Consider the following 18,184-nt stretch of genomic DNA (forward strand, 5'->3'; position numbering starts at 1 on the left):
GCCACTCACGAGATAAAAGGCTCGCGTGGTCGCGGACTGCCCCTGCCGCGACCACGCGAGCCTTCGTCCCCCATTCACCCCCGGGGTGACCCATGAGGGGTAGCCGTCGTCGGCCACACCCACTCGCTGTACTTGTCTGTCAGACGACTACTGGGCGGAACCGGTTTACCCGGCTCGCCAACGTCACCCGATCGGCCTAAGAACTCCTGCCTTGGAGTACCGGGAGTACGTCACTCACGACCGCTTCGAGGGTCGACTCGCGGCCGACGTAGTAGTCGCCGGACCGCGGCCAATGCGTGACGATGTCGGTGAACCCGAGTTCACCGGCCCGGCCGGCGGCGTCGGTGAACGCGCCCACGCTGTCGAGGGAGAAGACCGGCGCCGAGTCGAGGCTCAGGAACCGCTGCACGCTCGCCTTGTCCCGGCCCACGACGTCGAGCCGCTCGTCGAAGGTCTTCACGAGTTCCGCGACGCCCTTCCACCACTCGTCCTGGGTGTCCGCTTTGACGCCGGTGGTGGCCCAGCCCGCGCCGAACCGCGCGGCGAGCGTCATCGTGCGGGGGCCGTTCGCGGCCACCAGGAACGGCAGCCGCGGCCGCTGCACGCAACCCGGCAGGTTCCGCGCGCCCTTGGCCCGGTAGTACTCGCCCTCGAAGTCGAAGCCGTCGGTCATCAAGAGCCCGTCGAGCGCTTCGACGAACTCGGCGAAGCGGTCCGTGCGCTGCTTGACCGACAGTTCGGGGCCGTCGAGCACGGCGGCGTCGTAGTGGGTGTCCGGGACACCCGCCCCACGCCGAGGATGAAGCGGCCGTCGGAGATGTCGTCGAGGGTGGTCAGCTCGCGGGTGAACGGCACGGGATGCCGCGCGACCGGCGAAGCCACGAAGGTCCCGAGTCTGATCCGCGACGTCACCATCGCGGCCGCCGTCAACGTTGGCATCGCACTGAACCACGGGCCGTCGACGAGAGTCCGCCAGCCGAGGTGGTCGTACGTCCAAGCGTGGTCGAAGCCGTATTCCTCGGCGGCCCGCCATTTCGGCTCGGCCGCCCACCAACGATCTTCCGGAAGGATCACGATGCCTACGCGCACACCGGCAAGGTAGCGGTGCCCGCCGACACTTCGCCCGATGGGCGGATCTTCGGGGACAATGTGCCGGTGGAAAAGCCCCTCTTGATCGCATCCGACGTCGACGGCACCCTGCTCGGCCCGCTGGAGGTCCTGTCCGAACGCACGATCGACGCCGTCCGGCGCGTCGCCGAGGACGGTGTCCCGTTCGTGCTGGCCAGCGGCCGGCCGCCGCGCTGGATCGCCCCGATCGCGAACCCGCTGGGCCTGACCGGATACGCGGTCTGCGCGAACGGCGCGGTGCTGTACGAGATCGGGACGGACCGGATCGTGGCGGTCCACGGCCTGCTGGAACCGACGCTGCTGCACGACACCGTAAGTGCTCTTGATCACGCCCTGCCCGGCTGCCGGTTCGCCGCGGAACGGGTCGGCGAGTCGGCGCTCGACCCGGAGATGCGCAATTTCGTGATCGAGCCGGACTACCACAATCCGTGGGGCAACCACGAGGGCACGGAGGCGCCGCGGGCCGAGGTGCTCGGGCATCCGGCGATCAAACTGCTGATCAGCAGGCGCGGGATGAGCTCGGACGAGATGGCGCGGGCGGCGCGAGAGGTGCTCGACGATTCGGTCGACATCACCTATTCGACCAACACCGGCCTGATCGAGGTCGCCGCGCACGGCATCACGAAGGCGACCGGGCTGGCCGAGGTCGCCGAGCGCCTGGGCGTGCCCGCCGAGCGGGTGATCGCGTTCGGGGACATGCCCAACGACGTCGAGATGCTGGGCTGGGCCGGGCACGGCGTCGCGATGGCCAACGGGCATCGCTACGTCCTCGACGTCGCCGACGAGGTGACGGGGCCGAACTCCGAGGACGGCGTCGCGCAGGTGCTGGAGCGCTGGTTCTAAGGCGACCGGCAAGTCCGTGAAGGCCTCCTTGAGGGACTCTGGGTCCCTCAAGGAGGCCTTCACGGACCAGGGGCTAGCGGCCTTCGCGGTCGAGCTTCGCGGCCTCTTCCGGCGTCGGCGCGGTGCCGCCGAGGTGCGCGGGCAGCCACCAGCGCTCGTCGTCGGAGACCGGCTTCTCCGGATAGTCGGCCTGGACGCGGTCCACGAGCGCGGACATCCGCACGCGAAGGTCCTTCGAAAGGACTTCGGCGTCTTCGTCGGCCTTCGGATGCATCGGCTCGCCGACCAGGATCGAGATCGGGACGTGGCGTTTGGTGAGGTCCTTCGGGCGGCCCTTGGTCCACAACCGCTGCGTGCCCCACAGCGCCATCGGCACGACCGGGACACCCGCCTCGGCGGCCATCCGGACGGCGCCGGACTTGATGTCCTTCACGGTGAACGAACGGCTGATCGTCGCTTCGGGGAACACTCCGACCACTTCCCCGGCCTTCAGGCGCTCGACGGCTTCCCGGTACGACGCGAGACCGGCGCCGCGATCGACGGAGATGTGGTGCATGCCGCGCATGAGCGGCCCGGCGATGCGGTTGCTGAAGATCTCCTTCTTCGCCATGAACCTGACCAGGCGTTTCGCCGGCTGCGCGCCCAGCCCGCAGAAGATGAAGTCGAGATAGCTCACGTGGTTGCAGGCGATGACCGCCCCGCCCGACGACGGGATGTGCTCGGTCCCCTCCACCCGGATGCGGTTGTCCAGCACCCGGAACATCAACTTCGCCGCCATGATGACGGGCGGGTAAACGAGCTCAGCCATTCGTTCAGGTTACGCTACCGTAGGGTAACCAACCTACGGTCGCGTAGGTCACATCACTCCGAGCGCTCCTGACGCGCGAAGGTCACCACCGCCAGGACGACGCCGAGCAGCGTGCAGAACAGCGCGATCACCTGGTGTTTGACGTTCTCCAGCCCGTCGCCCAGCGCCGCCAGCACGAACTGACCGGCGGCGACGGCGAACAGGAAACCCAGCACGACCCCAGCGCGGTGCGCCGGGTCTTCCAGCCACGCCAGGCGATCAGTGCCCATATCGGCAGCAGCGCGAAGAAACCCAGCGGGGCCAGCAGTTTCGTCACGGTCGAAACGATCGGGACGCGGTATTCCTGCGCCTCCGGGGCGAAGCCGGCCGACTGGTCGAAGCTGCCGAGGTAGGGCGGCCGCGCGGTGAGCAGATCGCCGGCCGCGCGGTCCAGGATCTCGACGGTGCGGAAGGGATGCGTCGCGAAGTACTCGACCACGTTGCGCCTGCTGATCTGTTCGCGGTACTTCGGGTACTCGGGGTCCAGTGTCGCGGGTTTCGGATGCCACCAGCCGTTGCCCGCGTACTGGCCGAACGAGGCGGGCAGCCCCAAGGCTTCGAGGTCGGCTCCGGTGTCGTGCCGACCGTCCACAATGGTCAAGAAGATCGTGTTGAACATGTTGATCTCACGCGAATCGTCGCCCGGCCGCGCGGCGAGAGAGCCGTCGGGCAGCTTCGCGGGCTCGACGGTCTGCTGCGCGTAGGCCGTTCCCCCGGCGAGCGCGCCGATGACGAACACCACGGGAAGCCAGCGCTTCAGGCCGTGGACGCCCGCCGGACGGACGAGCAGCGCGGCGAGCGCGAGCAGCGGCAGGATCATCAGCGTCTGGACCTTGGCGTTGACCGCGATCACGCCGCCGAACAGCAGCACGGCCAAGCCCGCGTAGCGCCACCAGCCGGGCCTCGCGGACACCAGGAGGCCGCCGACGGCGAGCAGGAGGCCGAGGAACGCGGCACCTTCGCCCAGCACGGACGCGAAGTAGCCGAAGAACGCGGAGTCCGCGACGACGAGCAGCAGCCCCACGGCCGCGAAGCCGCGGACACGGCGCGAGTACGGCAGCCCGACGACGATCAACGCGACCGCCGCGGCGGCGAGAACGCTGGTCAGCACGCCGAGAACCACCAGGCTGAGCGTCGATTCGAGGCCGAGCGCTCCGCCGATCGACCGCGCGATCCGCGCGAACCAGCTCTGCGTCAGGAGATAGGTGGCGTCGCATTCGCCCGCCGGGGCGGTGTAGGCGAGGTGGACGAAGCCCTCCGGTTTGCCCTTCCACGGGATGCCCGCGCCGCACAGCACGCGGAAACCGTCACCGTTGTCGGCCATCGCGACCGGCCTCGGCACCAGGAAGCGGACCAGGAGCACGGTGAGCGCGGCGGCGAACACACCGACGCCGAACAGGCGCGAGGATGCTTCGAGCGCTGCCGGTCTGCTGGGGGAAACGACACTCACGCAGGGCACGGTACGTGGCGGAAATCGGGTGAGCGGTCGAGGGCCGCCCTGACCACCCGCTCGACGTCCGCCCGCAGGAACACGGCGATCCACGACGAAGTTCCTTCACGCGCGAAGGTCGCGACGCGGTACCTCGCCGCGTACGCCGGGTCGATCACGCAGGATTGCTTCGCCGAATAGCCGCTGTCAGTGATGACGGCGATCGTCGGATGCCGCCGGGAGACGACGGCCTCACCCACTTCCTCCGTCTGGCCCCGGACGCCGACGATGAGCAGCTGCGTCCCGGCGTGATACGACAGCACGCCGGGCGCCGACGTGCTCACGACCGAACCGGGCGGCAGGTAGGCGTCGAGCCAGCGGCCGATCTCCTCCATCTGCGCGCCGTGGTCGTGCCAGGCCCGCACCCGGCCCAGCATGTCCGGGCTGAACACCGACACCAGCACCGCGAGCCCGGACAACGTCACCGCGGCGGCGGGCATCAGCCGTTGGATCGGCGGCCGCGGCCGGGGGCTCGGCTTCGCGGACGCGACGAGCACGCCGTAGACGGACACCGCCGCCACCGACAGCAGCGGCGGGATCGGCGCCAGTAATCGCCAGGCCGGCGCGGCGTCGCCGCCGAAGAAGACCACGAAACCGGTGAGCCCGACGGCGGTGGCGAGCATCAGCCAGGTCAGCGACCTGGCCTCGGCCTCGTGCGGGGTCCGGCCGGTGCGGCGCAGCGACAGCGCCACCACCGAGATCAGGCCGAGCAGCAGGAATCCTTGGTGGACCACCGAGAAACCCGACAGGTACTGCCAGCCGCGGCCGATCGGGGACTGGACGTCGAGGTCGAAGGGGATGACGACCGAGGTCGGCAGGACGTGCTCGTAGTAGGTCACGCGCCAGGCCGTCCACGGCGCGGCGAAGACGAGCCCGCCGAGCAGCCAGCCCACCGGCGACCACCAGGTGTACCGGCCGCGCAGCGCCGCGACGACCAGCCAGCAGCCCACCAGCACCGCGAGCAGGAGCCCCGCCGGGCGCGTCATCGTCGCGAAGGCCACGAGCACGCCCGCCACCACCGGGCGCCGGGCCGCGAGCGCGGCGAAGACGCCGAACACGAGCAGCACGAACAAGGGCGTCTCGGTACCGGAGCCGCCGTACGCGGCGAGGCCCCCGGCTCCGGCGACGAGCACCGCCGCGGCCACCCCGTACGCGGGCCGCGGCTCGCCTACGGCCCGCGCGACCACCCGGTTCACCGTCACGTACGCGAGCAGGACGGCACCGAGCGTGGCGAGAATGCCGAGCACGACCGCGGAGGCCTCGATATCGGCCCCGAAAGCGGCCTTCGGCAAGGCGATCACGATCATCCAGAGGAAATTCGTGTACCCCTCGATCCGCTCACCGGTGTTGAACACCGGCCCATTGCCGTCGGCGATGTTCTGCGCGTAACGGAAGGTGATGTACGCGTCTTCCGCGATGGTCGAAAACACCAGCTGGTGCGCCAGTGAGAAACCGAGGGTCAGCAGCAGCGCAGCGGCGCGCCAGCGCTTGTCGGCGCCGATCTTGGACCAGGCCACCAGCACGAAGAGCGCGACCGCGGACCAGGCGACGACAAGCGCGACCACCACCTGATCCCCACCCTCCCGGGCCGAGCCGCTCCCCTGACCAAAAGACTACGGTCAAGTATCGATCACCGCGGCAAGGTGTTTCTTTCGGCGCAGTCAATTGACACGAATGGGCGAGCGACGTGTGCGCGGAGTAAACGGGATCGCGGAGTTTTCCCCGGCGGGATGTGACTCCTTCGGGTATCGGTCCCCGGTGGTTAATCTGGCTTCCCATTCCGTTCCGCACCTCGGGGTTCTGTGCGGATTCCCCACCCGAGGTAGCCCGTGCCCACCCACACCTCCCTGCTCGCCGACGTCCTGACGGTGGGCGTCGCGTTGCTCGTCATCGGCCTTCCCGGTCTGCTCACCGGCCTCGCCGCCGGCCTGCGCGGCTGGGTGCTCGCGGGGATGACGCCTTTGCTGAGCTACGCCATCGGCGGGCTCGCGGGGCCGTGGGCGGCCGCGCTCGGACTGCCGTTCAATCCCGTGACGTACGCGGTCGCCACGGTGTTGTTCGCCGGTGTCGCGTTCGGCCTGCGGCGGCTCACGCTGCGCCGGTGGCCGCCCGCGCCGGAAGAACCGCTGTGGGGACGGTCCGGGCACCTCGCCGTCGGGGCGTGCCTGCTGCTCGCGGCCGCCGTCGGGATGTACGCGGTGGTGCGCGGGATGGGCCGTCTGGACGCCATCCCGCAGGGGTTCGATGCGGTGTATCACGCGAACGGCGTCCGGCAGATCGCCGAGACCGGGGACGGCAGCCTGTTCGGCACCGGCGAGGTGAACTGGTACGGCGACGCGGCCCCGGTGTTCTACCCCAACGCGTATCACCTGCTCGCGTCCGTGATGTACCTGCTCAGCCCGGCGACCATCCCGCTCGCCCTGGACGTGAACACCGCGCTGCTGCCCGCACTGTTGGCGTTGTCGCTGGTCACGATGGTGCGCGTGTTCCGTGGGCGCGCGGTGTTCGCGGGCGCCGCCGCCCTCGTCTCCATCGCGCCGGTGATGGGCCTGTACGAATCGATGAGCAGGGGACCTTTGCTCCCGTTCCTGCTCGGCCTCGCGCTGACCCCGCTGGCCGCCGTCGCGGTGAAGCGGTACCTCGACCGGCCCGCCCCCGACACCGGCTTCGTGCTGCTGGTGAGCGCCGTCGGACTGCTGTGCGTGCACTCGTCGGCGTTGTTCGGCGCGATCCTGTTCGCGGGCCCGCTCCTGCTGCAGCGTTGGGTCGCGCCCGGGGAACGGTGGCGGCGGATCGGCCGGGACCTGCGTGCGCTGGCGATCGTCGGCGTCGTCGCGATCCTGGTGGCGTGGCTGCAATTGTTCGGCGCGATCGGGCTCGCGAGCGGCGAGGTGCCCTACCGCAGCTGGCCGGTCGAATGGCGGGCGACGACGGCGCTCGGCGCGCTGCTGGGCTTCCAGCACCACGAGCCGTATCCGCAGATCTGGCTTTCCGTGGCGTTGTTGCTGGGCTTCATCTTCTTCTCGCGCGCGGGCGCGCTGCGCTGGATCGGTGTCACGGCGTTGCTCACCGGGCTCGCCTACATCGCGGTGACGTCGTCCGAGCACCCGCTCGTGCTGGCGCTGTCCCGGCCGTGGTGGAACGACCCGTACCGGTTCATGTCGATGGCGGCGATCCCGCTGTCGATCATCGCCGCGCATGGCCTCGCCGAGACGCAGGCGTGGCTCCGGGACAACGTCGCGCACCGGAAGGTGCCCGCGTTTGCCGTCGCGGTGGTGGTGTTCGGCGCGTTCGCCTTCCTCAGCAACGGTTTCTACGCGCCGTCCAATGCGGACAAGGTCGCGCCCGGCTACGCGAACACGCCCGGCGTCGACCAGCACAAGCTGCCGGTGAGCCCGGACGAGGTCGTCGCGATGGAGAAGCTCGCCGAGTTCGCGAAACCCGGCGAGCGCGCGCTGAACGACCGACTGGACGGGACGGTGTGGACGTACGCGCTCTCCGGCGTCCGCACGACTTCCGGGCATTTCGACGAGACGCTGTCGCCTTCGGACGCGCGGTTGCTGGAGTGGCACTTCCGCGAGTATCCGTCGAACCCCCAGGTGCGGGCGGCGGTGGCGCGGCTGAACGTGCGGTGGGTGATCCTCGGGCAGTACGGCTACCCGACCGGTGCCCCGCGTCAGGCAGGCCTACGCGATCTGGACGGGCTGAACTTCGTGACCGAGGTGTACCGGAACTCCGACGCCGTCATCTACCGGCTGAACCGCATTTAGCGGACTAAACGCGGCGTGAGTTCGTGAGTGAGTGGACGGCACACGTGATCCGACGGACGACACGCGTGATTGGACGGACGACACGCTCGCGGCCGGGTCCCCACGCGAGTCGTCCTCCCAATCACGTGTGTCGTCCACTCAGTCACGTGTGTCGTCCGTCCGATCACGCGAACCCGGCGCGAGCCTGAACCGCATTCAGAGGACTAAACGCGGGAGGTGACGAGGCGGGCCGAGAGGGCGGCGCCGCCGGCGGTGATCAGGTCGGCGACGGTGAACATCACCCGCGAGGCGATGGCGAACGCCGTCGCCTGCACGACGGTGAGGCCCGAGGCGGTGAGCACGGCGACCTGCGCGACCTCGCGGACGCCGACCCCGCTGGGCAGGATGAACGCGAACGTCCCGACGGTCATCGCGACCGCCATCGCGCCGACGCACAGCACGAAGCCGCTGAACCCGGGCGTGCCGACGGAGTTCGCCAGCAGCCACAGGTGCACACCCTGCAGCGCCCAGGCGGCCGTCGACGAGCCGAAGACCTTCCCGACGACCGACCAGCTCAGCCGGTGGTCCAGCGGCGGGCGGCGCAGGATCCGCAGCACCAGCGACGTGCCCCAGGTGAGCACGCGCGGGTGCAGCATCGCCAGGCCCACCGGGATGAGCACGAACAGCCACAGCGCCCGCGGGCTGTTGCTGAACACGGCGGGCGCGGCGAGCAGCGAGACGACCAGCGCGGACACCACGCCGACGCCGAGCTGGATCAGCGAGCCGGTGAAGATCCGGGCCCTGGCGAGCCCGGCCTTGCGGCCCAGCTCCATCTGCAGCAGGTACGCCCACACCGAACCCGGCACGTACTTGCCGAGCGAGCCGACGAGGCAGATCTGCGCGCCGCGGGCGTAGCCGATGGGCTTGCCGAGGTCGTCGACCATGACCTGCCAGCCGTAGGTCGACACCATGATCGCGGCGATGAGCGCGAGCAGGCTCAAGGTGGAGGATTCCCACGCGACCTCGGACAAGGTCCGCCAGAATTCACCCCAATTGGTGACGAGTGTCTTCGCCGCGAAACCGACGACCAGCAGGATGGCGACCCAGCGGACGACGTCGAGGATCTTCGCCTTCGTGGATTTCGGCTCTTTTACAGTTACCGAAGTGTCCTCTTCGGGCGTTTCGACCGTCGTCACTGAACCTCCTCTGCTGTTACCTCGTCACCGCAGGTCAGGCCTGTACGGTCACCAAGCGGCTGAACTCGGTCAGCAGATCGTAGCCGTCCCAAATCGCGGAGAACGTCAGGGCCGAGCCGAAGGGAACGACACGGTCGACGCCACGCCCCGCCAATTCCGTCACGAATTCCGTCAATTCTTCTTTGGTGAAGCCGAATTGACCGACGGTTTGATCTTTGCGGAGCACGATCGGGACGAGGTCGGAAAGCGTGTCGACCCGCGCGTTGGCGAAGGTGCCCGCGCCGAGCCACTCGCGCGGCAGGACGGCGGGGTCGGCCAGCTCCAGCGTCGCGATGCCGTTGCCCTGGAACTCGATGCCGTTGACCAGCCCGTCGACTGCCGCGCCGTACGCCGACACCCGCTTCTGCACGGCCATGGCGGGCTCCGTGACGTGCCGTTTCGTCGCCAGGACCTCGGCGAGCAGCTTTCGGAACTCCTGCCCGGCTTCGCGAGCGCCATCTTCTTCGCCGACCCAGAACACCGCGCGTGGCGACGAGCAGGCGGCCTGGTCGAACCAGTACGAGTCGTTGTAGAAGCCCTCGGCGGCACCGCGGCGCTCGGCCTCGGAAGCGTTCTGCCAGCCGCGCACCGACGCGACCGCGAACGACGACCGATCCGGGAAGGTCAGGTCGCGCGCGTGCGGGGCGAGCGGGTACTTGCGCAACGCGGCGACCGAGGCGTCGCCGCCCCAGATCACCCGCAGATCAGCGGCGACCGACAGCGCGCCGCTGATCGCGTCACTGCGGTCGTAGGTGACCATGCGCTGCGTCGCGGTGATCGCGGCGGCAGTGTCGGCGTCCACTTCGGACAGTGCGGCGTTCAGCGCCTCCAGCACGGTCTCGGCGGCACCGGCCGAACGCGAGGAGACGCGGACGACGTTGTGGTTGCCCGCCAGCGCCGAAAGCGCCCACGAGTACACGAAGATCGTGTCGACGTTGGCAGGCGGCACGTGGAAGACCAGCCCGCGCGGAAAGCGCAGCGCGTCGCCGGATATCTCCAAAGTGGACAGTGCCTTGGCGATCTCTCCCTTGCGCAGAAAGAAACCGAGCGACGCCAGCTCCGGGAAACGGCGGGCCGTCGCGGGCGCGAGCAGCTTGCGCGCGAACTTCGTCAGGAACTCGACGACGCGCGGGTCGCCGACGCGAAGCCGCCCACCGACGGGCTCGGCCCGCAACTCCTCGACCAGCGAGGAGACCTCGATCGCGTCGCCGAGCGGAAAACGCTGGTTCAGGCTCATGCCGCCGCTCCCTGGAAGGTGTCCGAGCAACCGCGGGCCTCGGCCTTGGGCAGTCTGCCCATGACCGAGAAGTGCTTGCCCGGCCAGTCGCCGTCGTCGATCCCGTTGTAGACGCCGAGGTCCTCGGTGAGCAGGACGTGGCCGGGATACGACCGCGGCAGCGTGCTGACGACCTCGATCACGCCGGGCTCGCCGACCGGCTGCTCTTCCCAGGTCTCGGGGTTCCGGATCACCACGTCGGCGAAATCGGGGCAGTACAACGAGTTCCCGGACGGTCCTTCGAGGAACACGGTGCCGATCTGCTCGATCATCCCGTAGTAGTTGTGGATCCGGGTGAGCCCGGTGTCCTCTTTGAAGCGACGGCGGAATTCGGTGTTGTCCACCGCCCGGTCGATCAGCTTCTTCCAGCCGCCGGAGTGGATCAGGATCCCGTTCGAGAGATCCAGCTTGTGCTCGCGGGCGACCTCGTACAGGTACTGCCACACCATGAAGGTGAAGCCGAAGATCAGGAACGGCTTGTCGCCGTACGTCGCCAGGAACGTCTTGACCGCCTCGACGTCCGGCTGGTCGTTCTCGTCGAGCACGTAGGTGTGCTTGCGGCCGAAGTTCGCCATGCCCAGCACGCCCGCGCCGCGCGCGGAGAACGAGCGGCGGTTCTTGATGATGCCGATGGTGTCGACCATCAGCATCGGCAGGCGCTCGCCACCGAGGACTTCCTGCAGCGTGGCGCCGAGCTGCTTGGTCTGGGCGCCGGCGGCGTCCTTGTCCAGGTAGATCCGGGACGCGCCCGCGCCGGTGGTGCCCGAGGAGGTCAGCGTCTTGAAGATCTCGGACTCGGGGATGCTGCGCAGGTCGTGCGTCTTGAACATCCGCACTGGCAGCCACGGCAGATCCGCGATGGACGCGAACTCCGCGCCCTGCGCGATGCCGAGCGACGAAAGGATGCGCTCGTAGCCCTCGGAGTTCTCACGGTGGTGCGCGGTCAGTTCGGCGAGCTGCGGAAGCAAGTGCTTCTCGCGCTCGGCCTGGGACAACGTAAAGACGCTCATACCTGGGCCTCCAGCGACCGGTAGTCGATCTTGCCGCTGGCCAGCAGCGGCACGGTGTCGATGGGGCGGACGTCGAACCCGCTCGTGTGCAGGTGCAGCCGCTCGGACAACGCCTTCGCGGCGTCCTTGCAGATGTCCTTGTCGGCGCCCTCGGCGAACAGGACGACCTTGTCCCCGGCCGGGACGGCGGCCACGACGTCGATCCCCACCGATGCCGAACGCACGGCGTGCTCGAGATCATCCAGGCTGACGCGGTTGCCGAAGACCTTGCCGATCCGCTTGAGGCGGCCGGTGATGTAGAGGAAGCCGTCCTCGTCGAGGTACCCGAGGTCGCCGGTGGCCAGCACGCCGCCGTATTCGTCGCCCGCGGCCAGCCCGGCCTCGTCCTCGGCGTAGCCCATCATCACGTTGGGCCCGCGGTAGACGACCTCGCCGACGATCTTCGGATGCGTGGTCTCGGAACCGTCCTCGCGACGGATCGCGAAAGAGCCGCCGGGCAGCGCGGGCCCGGCCGAACCGAGCTTCTCGGCGAGCCGTTCCGCCGGGACGGTGGTCATCCGCGGGGCGGCCTCGGTCTGCCCGTACATGACGAACATCCGCCCGCCGACCTCGCGGATCTTGTCGTTGAACTGGGCGACGAGCTCGTCACGCAGCTTGCCACCCGCCTGGGTGAGCGTGCGCAGCGTCGGGTACTTCGCCGGGTCGAACTTCAGGCGCCGCAGCATCTCGTAGTGGTACGGGACGCCCGCGAGCGAGGTGACCTTGTGCTCGTTGACCGCGTCCCAGAACCCGCGCCCGAGCACGCCGGAGGGCTCGATGACCACGGTCGCGCCGCGGACGAGGTGCGAGTTCAGCACGGACAGGCCGTAGCTGTAGTGCAGCGGGAGGCTGGTCGGCGCGATCTCGTGGCGGTCGATGCCGAGCACTTCGGCGATCGCGTCGGCGTTCGCGTACATCGCGCCGCGGGAGAGGCGGACCAGCTTCGGGTTGCCGGTGGAACCGCTGGTCGGCAGCAGGACCGCGAGATGCGGATGCGGCTCGACACCTTCGGCGGACTCACGGACCCAGTGGCCGTCGGAGACGCCGTACCCCTCGGGGCGGGCGCGTCCGGCGCGGACAGCACGGCGGCCGGGCGGAAACGCTCGATGAGCCCCGCCAGGACGTCGGCGTCCAGCGCCGGGTCGATCAGCGCGATCGCGCGGCCAGCCTCGAACGCGCCGAGGTAGTTCAGGACGCTGGAGAGGTCCACCGACATCCGCGCGAACAGCGCGCCCGGCGGCAGCAGCGACAACGCGGCACCCACGCGGGTGACCTCGGTGTCGAGTTCCTCGCCCTCGAGCGTCCTGCCGCTCGTGACGTCGATCAGTCGCGCACCCACACCCAGAAGGGTCATTAGAGAACCAAGCCTCCGTCGATGCCCAGCACCTGCCCGGTGATGAACGAAGCGTCATCACTGACGAGGAACCGGATCGCGTTCGCCACGTCTTCGGGCGTGCCGAGCCGCCCGAGCGGGGTCTTGCCGATGTTCTCGGCCTTGGCGTCTTCGGTCAGGCCGGAGGTCAGGTCGGTGTCGATGACGCCGGGCGCCACCGCGTTGACCCGGATCCCGGACCGGCCGAGCTCCTTCGCGGCCGAACGCGCGATGTTCGCCACCGCCGCCTTCGAGGCCGCGTACACCGTCTGACCGGCGCTTCCGTGCTCGCCGACGATCGAGGCCAGCACCACGATCGATCCGGTCTTCTTCCGCATCATCGCCCTGGCCGCGGCCTGGACGGTGTGCAGCGTGCCGGCGACGTTCGTGCTCAGCGTGGTGTCGACCAGTTCCTCGCGGATCATGCCGAGGAGCGCGTCCTCCATGATCCCGGCGTTGGCGACCACGATGTCGAGCTTGCCGTGCTCCTTGGCCACGCCGCGGACCAGCGTCGACACGGCCTTGGCGTCGGTGACGTCCAGGGCGAGCCCGCTCGCGGCCCCCGCCGCGGCCGCCGCTTCCTTGGCCTTGGCCTCGTCGCGGCCGGTCAGCACGACGGTGGCGCCCGCCTCGGCGAGCGCCCGCGCGGTGGCCAGCCCGATCCCCCGGGTACCCCCGGTGACCAGGGCGACCCGGCCTTCCAGCATCACTTGTTCTGGAGGTCGGTCACCATGTCGACGGCGACCTTGAAGCTGGACATGTCGATCACCTGGTCGGTGTCGAATTCCACATCGAACTCGTCCTCGATGGCCGCGACGAGCGCCATGTGACCGACCGAGTCCCACGCTTCGATGTCGCGGTACTTCAGGTTTTCGACGTCGACCTCGCCATCGAGGTCCAGCGCCTCGACGAAGACCTCACGCAGCTTGCCGGCGACTTCCGCCATGTCTGACTCCTAGTGCTCGTCGCGTGGACGGGCGTCCCACGCCTTCACCAAGGTAGAGAGGTCGCCGGGCAGCCGGTCGGCCAGCCCGTCCTCAGGGAGACCGGCCTTACCCTTCAGCCACGGTCCCAGCGCCTCGATGGCGGCCTCGTCCAGGCCGCGGCGGGACAACCCCACCGTATTGACGCCGGTCACCCGCGCGGGGTTGCCGACGGCGATGGTGAACGCGCCCACCTCCTTGCGGACCGCCGAGCTCATCCCGACCATCGCGCCGGGGCCGATGACGACCCGCTGGTGCAGGATCGCGCCCATGCCCAGGTTCGCCCCGGACCAGATGTGGCAGTGGCCGCCGGTGATGACGTTCGAGGCGACCGTGACCGCGTCCTCGACCAGGCAGTCGTGCGCGATGTGGGAGCCGCGGAGGAAGTAGCCGCCGTCGCCGATGGTGGTCGTGCGCCAGGTGCCCTGGTGGACGCTGACGTACTCGCGGATCCGGTTCCGGCTGCCGATCACGACGCCGTGGCCGTCGTGATCGGGATCACCGTTCGGCGCGGATTCCCAGGCGGCGGGGTGCTCGCGGCCCCGGTCCTCGCCCGGGGTCCCGATGGTCACGTGCGGGCCGATCCAGTTGCCGTCCCCGATCCGGGCGGGGCCGACGATGACCGTGAACGGTCCGATGACGTTGTCGTCGCCGAGCTCGACACCCTCGCCGATGACTGCTGTCGGGTGGATGCGGTTCACCACGTGAAGATCCGTTCGTTGTGGCTGGAGGCAGCCTGGGGTAATGGGCGCTTCGGCGGTCCCGGTAACGTGTGGCCCGCGCCAGAGGGGGCGGCCGGGCGCAGAACCGGCGGCTCACTGTACCGGACGCACCAGAACGCCCAGTCGAGAGAGACTTGCAGATGATCCCCATTACCGTGGTCGACGTCCGTGACGCGGAGGACCTCGTCGTCGAGGTGCTGCGATCCGGCGCCATCGCACAGGGACCGATGGTCAAGCGCTTCGAGGACGCGTTCGCGAGCGTTTCCGGCACGAAGCACGCGATCGCCGTCAACAACGGCACCACCGCGCTGGTCGCCGCCATCCAGGCGCTCGACCTGAAGCCGGGCGACGAGGTCGTCACCTCGCCGTTCACCTTCGTGGCGACGCTGAACGCGATCCTGGAGGCCGGCGCGACCGTCCGCTTCGCCGACATCCGGCGCGACGACTTCGCGATCGACCCGGACGCCGTCGCCGCCGCGATCACCGACCGCACCAAGGTCCTCATGCCCGTGCACCTCTACGGGCAGACCGCGGACATGGGCAAGCTCGCGCCGCTGGCCGCCGAGCACGGCCTCAAGATCATCGAAGACTCGGCGCAGGCCGTGGGCGCGTCGTTCCAGGGCAAGCCGTCGGGATCCTTCGGGATCGGCTGCTTCTCCTTGTACGCCACCAAGAACGTGACCACCGCCGAGGGCGGCGTGATCACCACGGACGACGACAAGCTGGCCGACAGCCTGCGGGTGCTGCGCAACCAGGGCATGCGCGCCCGGTACCAGTACGAGGTCGCCGGGCACAACTACCGGATGACCGACCTGCACGCCGCCGTCGGCATCCCGCAGCTGGAGAAGCTGGACCAGCTCACCGCCGCCCGCCAGGCCAACGCGAAGCGCCTTTCCGAAGGCCTCGCCGGCACCCCGGGTCTCGACATCCCGCAGGTCCTGCCCGGCCGCGAACACGTGTGGCACCAGTACACCGTGCTGGTCGGCCCGCACGCCTTCCTCTCGCGTGACGAGCTCGCCGCCGCGCTCACCGAGCGAGGCATCGGCAACGGGATCTACTACCCGAAGATCGTCTTCGACTACGACTGCTACCGGAACAACCCGCTGATCCCCGACGCGAAGGTCGAGGACTTCCCGGTGGCCGCTTCCGTCGCCGCGCAGGCGCTGTCCCTGCCGGTGCACCCGCACCTTTCCGAGTCCGACCTGGACACCATCATCGAAACGGTTCGCGAGGTACTCGGCGCATGACCACGCACAAGATCGCCCTCATCGGCACCGGGAACATGGGCTCGCTGCACGCCCGTGTGCTCGCCGCGAACGAGCGCGTGGACCTCGTCCGCGTGATCGACCCGCGCGAAGAGGCGGGCCGCAAGGTCGCCGAACGCTACGAAACCCAGTGGACGCCCGAAATCGGCTCACTGTCCGATGTGGACGCCGTCGTGCTCGCTTCGGCCACCGAGGCGCATTACGAGCTGGCGCAGGAGATCCTGGGCCAGGGCAAGCCGATGCTGGTCGAGAAGCCGGTGTGCAACAGCCTCGAATTCTCCCAGGAGATCGTCGGGCTCTCGGCGAAGAAGGACATCCCGCTGATGTGCGGGCTCCTGGAGCGCTACAACCCGGCCGTGATGACCGCGCGGGCGCTGGTCAACGAGCCGATCCACCTGATGGCCCGCCGCCACGGCCCGTACGCGCCGCGCATCAAGACCGGTGTCGCGTGGGACCTCCTGGTGCACGACGTCGACCTGGCGATCCAGTTCTTCGGCGGCGCGACCCCGCAGCGGGTCGCCTCCGGCGCCGGCTACTTCCACCCGAGCTCGGTCGAAGGCGCCGAGGACACCATCGAGACGGTGCTGTCGTTCGAGTCCGGGCTCGCCACGGTTTCGGCGTCCCGGCTCGGCCAGCGCAAGGTCCGCTCGCTGTGGGTGTCCGAGCTGGACCGCATGATCGAGATCGACCTGCTCCGCCGCGACGTCACCATCTACCGGCACGTCTCGCACGACTCGGTCACCGAGGACGGCCTCGGCTACCGGCAGCAGACCGTCATCGAGATCCCCGAACTGGTCACCGCGCGCGAGCCGCTCGCGACGCAGCTGGACCGGTTCGTCGACCTGCTCGAAGGCAAGGTCGACGCCGACGTCGAGCGGGACCTGATCCTGCCTTCGCACGCCGTCGTCGACCAGGTGCTGACGCAGGCCGCGGCCTGATCACTTGGTGAGGCGCTGACCCTTCGCGTCGTACGCGACGAGAGGGGTCAGCACGTACGGCGACTCCACCTGGGCCCCGTCGAACCAGAAGATGACGACCGACGGGTCCTCGCTCCAGGGGATCACCTTGGCCTCGACCGGTTTCCCGCGGACGGTGCTGGTGACCCGCACCGCCGGACCGGAGAAGTAGCCGAACACCGGCACGAACGTGCCCCGGATCAGATCGCCGCCGTCCACGGCGTGGAAGCCGAACGACCGGTCGGATCCCTTGAACTCGTTGGCGGCCATGAGCGCCTCGTACTCGCCCGCGCTGTTCCGGTACGCGACCTGCAGACCGAACCGGACGTCCGGCATCGACGGCTCGTCGATCTCGGACGCGTAGATCACCAGCTCACGGCCACCTTCGCCCTTCAAGCCGAGCGGGATCACGTCACCGAGCGGCGACACTGAAGGAGCCTCGATGATCGACGGGCTCGCCGGAGCCGGGGCGGGCGCGACAGGCGCGCTCGCGGCGGGCGGAAGCGGCTGACGAGCGGGCTCCCTCAGCGCGACCGCGCCGACGATGACCAGCACCGTCACCACGGTGGCGGCGATCCCGCCCGCGCCGGTCGCGAGACGGCGGCGACGGCGGATACGCCGTCCCTTGGTCATGATCGCGCCGAGGTCGGGCTCGGCGAACCCCTCGGCGGGCGGTTCCCGCAAAGCCGAACGCAGCGTCTCGAGGTCGGTCATCGGCCCAGCCCCCCGATCAGTTCCGTTCCGTCCTCCGCGGTGATCCGCAGCTTGGTCAGGGCACGGGAATTGGTGCTCTTCACGGTGCCGACCGAGACACCCAACTCGCCCGCCACATCGGATTCCTTCAAGTCGAAGAAATGCCTGAGCACCACGACGGCTCTCTCCCGGTCTGTGAGCGTACGCAACGCGTCAAGCAGCCATTTCCGCTGGACGACGGCACCGGCGACGTCCATACCGCTCGGCTGCTCGGGGATGTCCTCCGTGGCGTTTTCGCGGATCGGCCGCCGCCAGCCGTCGATGACGTGGTTGACCAGGACCTGCCGCGCGTAGGCGTACGCGTCCTTGCGGCGTACCCGCGACCAGGCCGCGTACGTCTTGGCGAGCGCCGTCTGGGTGGCGTCCTCGGCCTGATGACGGTCGCTGGTGAGCAGGTAGGCCGCATGCTGAAGACGAGTCGCCGAGTTCCGCACGAACTCGACGAACTCGTCATCGCCGCGAGCCACCCTGGTCCTCATCTCCGTTCGACGGTTGACCACCTGAAAGGTTGCCTCGG

The 18,184-nt window shown here is 69.2% G+C and carries 14 protein-coding genes and 3 pseudogenes; 4 read left to right on the forward strand and 13 right to left on the reverse strand.

Translation table 11 applies throughout. The features are described from left to right. Positions 1-196: 196 nt before the first annotated feature. Positions 197-1,089, reverse strand: a pseudogene (locus tag MJQ72_RS40655) (LLM class flavin-dependent oxidoreductase). A 66-nt stretch (positions 1,090-1,155) separates the two neighbouring features. On the opposite strand from MJQ72_RS40655, the gene MJQ72_RS40660 reads away from it, so the two are divergent. Then, a complete protein-coding gene (locus MJQ72_RS40660) occupies positions 1,156-1,971 on the forward strand; it encodes an HAD family hydrolase (protein ID WP_240596184.1) in 816 nt (271 codons plus the stop codon). Between the two features lie 73 nt (positions 1,972-2,044). Here MJQ72_RS40660 and MJQ72_RS40665 read toward each other — a convergent pair whose 3' ends face one another. The 3 genes and pseudogenes from MJQ72_RS40665 to MJQ72_RS40675 all read right to left on the reverse strand — a co-directional run bounded on the left by MJQ72_RS40665 (position 2,045) and on the right by MJQ72_RS40675 (position 5,875). Beyond that, positions 2,045-2,779 (reverse strand): 1-acyl-sn-glycerol-3-phosphate acyltransferase, encoded by a 735-nt coding sequence (locus MJQ72_RS40665; RefSeq protein ID WP_240596185.1) that lies wholly within the window; start codon positions 2,777-2,779, stop codon positions 2,045-2,047. A 53-nt stretch (positions 2,780-2,832) separates the two neighbouring features. Beyond that, a pseudogene (locus tag MJQ72_RS40670) lies at positions 2,833-4,268 on the reverse strand (hypothetical protein). Beyond that, positions 4,265-5,875 carry a hypothetical protein gene (locus MJQ72_RS40675; protein ID WP_240596186.1) on the reverse strand — a complete coding sequence of 537 codons (1,611 nt, stop codon included), beginning with the start codon at positions 5,873-5,875 and terminating at the stop codon, positions 4,265-4,267. Before MJQ72_RS40675 ends, MJQ72_RS40670 begins: the two are co-directional and overlap by 4 nt. Positions 5,876-6,136: 261 nt before the next feature. Between MJQ72_RS40675 and MJQ72_RS40680 the strand changes: the two genes are divergently transcribed. Next, entirely contained in the window at positions 6,137-8,077 is a 1,941-nt protein-coding gene (locus MJQ72_RS40680; protein WP_240596187.1) for a DUF6541 family protein, read from the forward strand. 203 nt (positions 8,078-8,280) lie between these two features. On the opposite strand, the gene MJQ72_RS40685 is transcribed toward MJQ72_RS40680, so the two are convergent. From MJQ72_RS40685 to MJQ72_RS40715, 7 genes and pseudogenes are all read right to left on the reverse strand, one after another. Beyond that, on the reverse strand, positions 8,281-9,252 hold the full coding sequence (locus MJQ72_RS40685) for a lysylphosphatidylglycerol synthase transmembrane domain-containing protein (RefSeq protein ID WP_240596188.1): 972 nt from the start codon (positions 9,250-9,252) through the stop codon (positions 8,281-8,283). 34 nt (positions 9,253-9,286) lie between these two features. After that, a complete protein-coding gene (locus tag MJQ72_RS40690; RefSeq protein ID WP_240596189.1) occupies positions 9,287-10,528 on the reverse strand; it encodes an acyl-CoA reductase in 1,242 nt (413 codons plus the stop codon). After that, positions 10,525-11,577 carry an acyl-protein synthetase gene (locus MJQ72_RS40695; RefSeq protein ID WP_240596190.1) on the reverse strand — a complete coding sequence of 351 codons (1,053 nt, stop codon included), beginning with the start codon at positions 11,575-11,577 and terminating at the stop codon, positions 10,525-10,527. Before MJQ72_RS40695 ends, MJQ72_RS40690 begins: the two co-directional genes overlap by 4 nt. Beyond that, positions 11,574-12,970, reverse strand: a pseudogene (locus tag MJQ72_RS40700) (AMP-binding protein). The gene MJQ72_RS40695 and the pseudogene MJQ72_RS40700 overlap by 4 nt, the downstream one beginning before the upstream one ends. Next, the gene (locus MJQ72_RS40705; RefSeq protein ID WP_240596191.1) at positions 12,970-13,695 is read right to left on the reverse strand and encodes an SDR family NAD(P)-dependent oxidoreductase; all 726 of its coding nucleotides are present in this window, start codon (positions 13,693-13,695) and stop codon (positions 12,970-12,972) included. The pseudogene MJQ72_RS40700 and the gene MJQ72_RS40705 overlap by 1 nt, the downstream one beginning before the upstream one ends. Continuing rightward, positions 13,695-13,934, reverse strand: coding sequence for an acyl carrier protein (locus tag MJQ72_RS40710; protein WP_037333479.1), 240 nt, complete (start codon positions 13,932-13,934; stop codon positions 13,695-13,697). Before MJQ72_RS40710 ends, MJQ72_RS40705 begins: the two co-directional genes overlap by 1 nt. A gap of 9 nt (positions 13,935-13,943) precedes the next feature. Continuing rightward, a complete protein-coding gene (locus tag MJQ72_RS40715; protein ID WP_240596192.1) occupies positions 13,944-14,675 on the reverse strand; it encodes a UDP-N-acetylglucosamine acyltransferase in 732 nt (243 codons plus the stop codon). A 158-nt stretch (positions 14,676-14,833) separates the two neighbouring features. Between MJQ72_RS40715 and MJQ72_RS40720 the strand changes: the two genes are divergently transcribed. Together MJQ72_RS40720 and MJQ72_RS40725 are read left to right on the forward strand one after the other, a co-directional pair. After that, positions 14,834-15,940, forward strand: coding sequence for a DegT/DnrJ/EryC1/StrS aminotransferase family protein (locus MJQ72_RS40720; RefSeq protein ID WP_038507491.1), 1,107 nt, complete (start codon positions 14,834-14,836; stop codon positions 15,938-15,940). Further along, positions 15,937-16,896: a Gfo/Idh/MocA family protein gene (locus MJQ72_RS40725; RefSeq protein ID WP_240596193.1), complete on the forward strand. Its 960-nt coding sequence runs from the start codon at positions 15,937-15,939 to the stop codon at positions 16,894-16,896. The genes MJQ72_RS40720 and MJQ72_RS40725 overlap by 4 nt, the downstream gene beginning before the upstream one ends. On the opposite strand, the gene MJQ72_RS40730 is transcribed toward MJQ72_RS40725, so the two are convergent. Next, positions 16,897-17,628 (reverse strand): hypothetical protein, encoded by a 732-nt coding sequence (locus MJQ72_RS40730; protein ID WP_240596194.1) that lies wholly within the window; start codon positions 17,626-17,628, stop codon positions 16,897-16,899. Continuing rightward, positions 17,625-18,134: a SigE family RNA polymerase sigma factor gene (locus MJQ72_RS40735; RefSeq protein ID WP_240596195.1), complete on the reverse strand. Its 510-nt coding sequence runs from the start codon at positions 18,132-18,134 to the stop codon at positions 17,625-17,627. Before MJQ72_RS40735 ends, MJQ72_RS40730 begins: the two co-directional genes overlap by 4 nt. Between the last annotated feature and the right edge of the window lie 50 nt (positions 18,135-18,184).

The organism is Amycolatopsis sp. EV170708-02-1 (genome assembly GCF_022479115.1).
GTDB lineage: Bacteria > Actinomycetota > Actinomycetes > Mycobacteriales > Pseudonocardiaceae > Amycolatopsis.

What these genes read in the sequence shown, in the direction of transcription:
- MJQ72_RS40710 (WP_037333479.1), bottom strand. Translation starts at nt 13,934, where the DNA reads ATGGCGGAAGTCGCCGGCAAGCTGCGTGAGGTCTTCGTCGAGGCGCTG.
- MJQ72_RS40695 (WP_240596190.1), bottom strand. Translation starts at nt 11,577, where the DNA reads ATGAGCGTCTTTACGTTGTCCCAGGCCGAGCGCGAGAAGCACTTGCTT.
- MJQ72_RS40725 (WP_240596193.1), top strand. Translation starts at nt 15,937, where the DNA reads ATGACCACGCACAAGATCGCCCTCATCGGCACCGGGAACATGGGCTCG.
- MJQ72_RS40705 (WP_240596191.1), bottom strand. Translation starts at nt 13,695, where the DNA reads ATGCTGGAAGGCCGGGTCGCCCTGGTCACCGGGGGTACCCGGGGGATC.
- MJQ72_RS40665 (WP_240596185.1), bottom strand. Translation starts at nt 2,779, where the DNA reads ATGGCTGAGCTCGTTTACCCGCCCGTCATCATGGCGGCGAAGTTGATG.
- MJQ72_RS40690 (WP_240596189.1), bottom strand. Translation starts at nt 10,528, where the DNA reads ATGAGCCTGAACCAGCGTTTTCCGCTCGGCGACGCGATCGAGGTCTCC.
- MJQ72_RS40730 (WP_240596194.1), bottom strand. Translation starts at nt 17,628, where the DNA reads ATGACCGACCTCGAGACGCTGCGTTCGGCTTTGCGGGAACCGCCCGCC.
- MJQ72_RS40720 (WP_038507491.1), top strand. Translation starts at nt 14,834, where the DNA reads ATGATCCCCATTACCGTGGTCGACGTCCGTGACGCGGAGGACCTCGTC.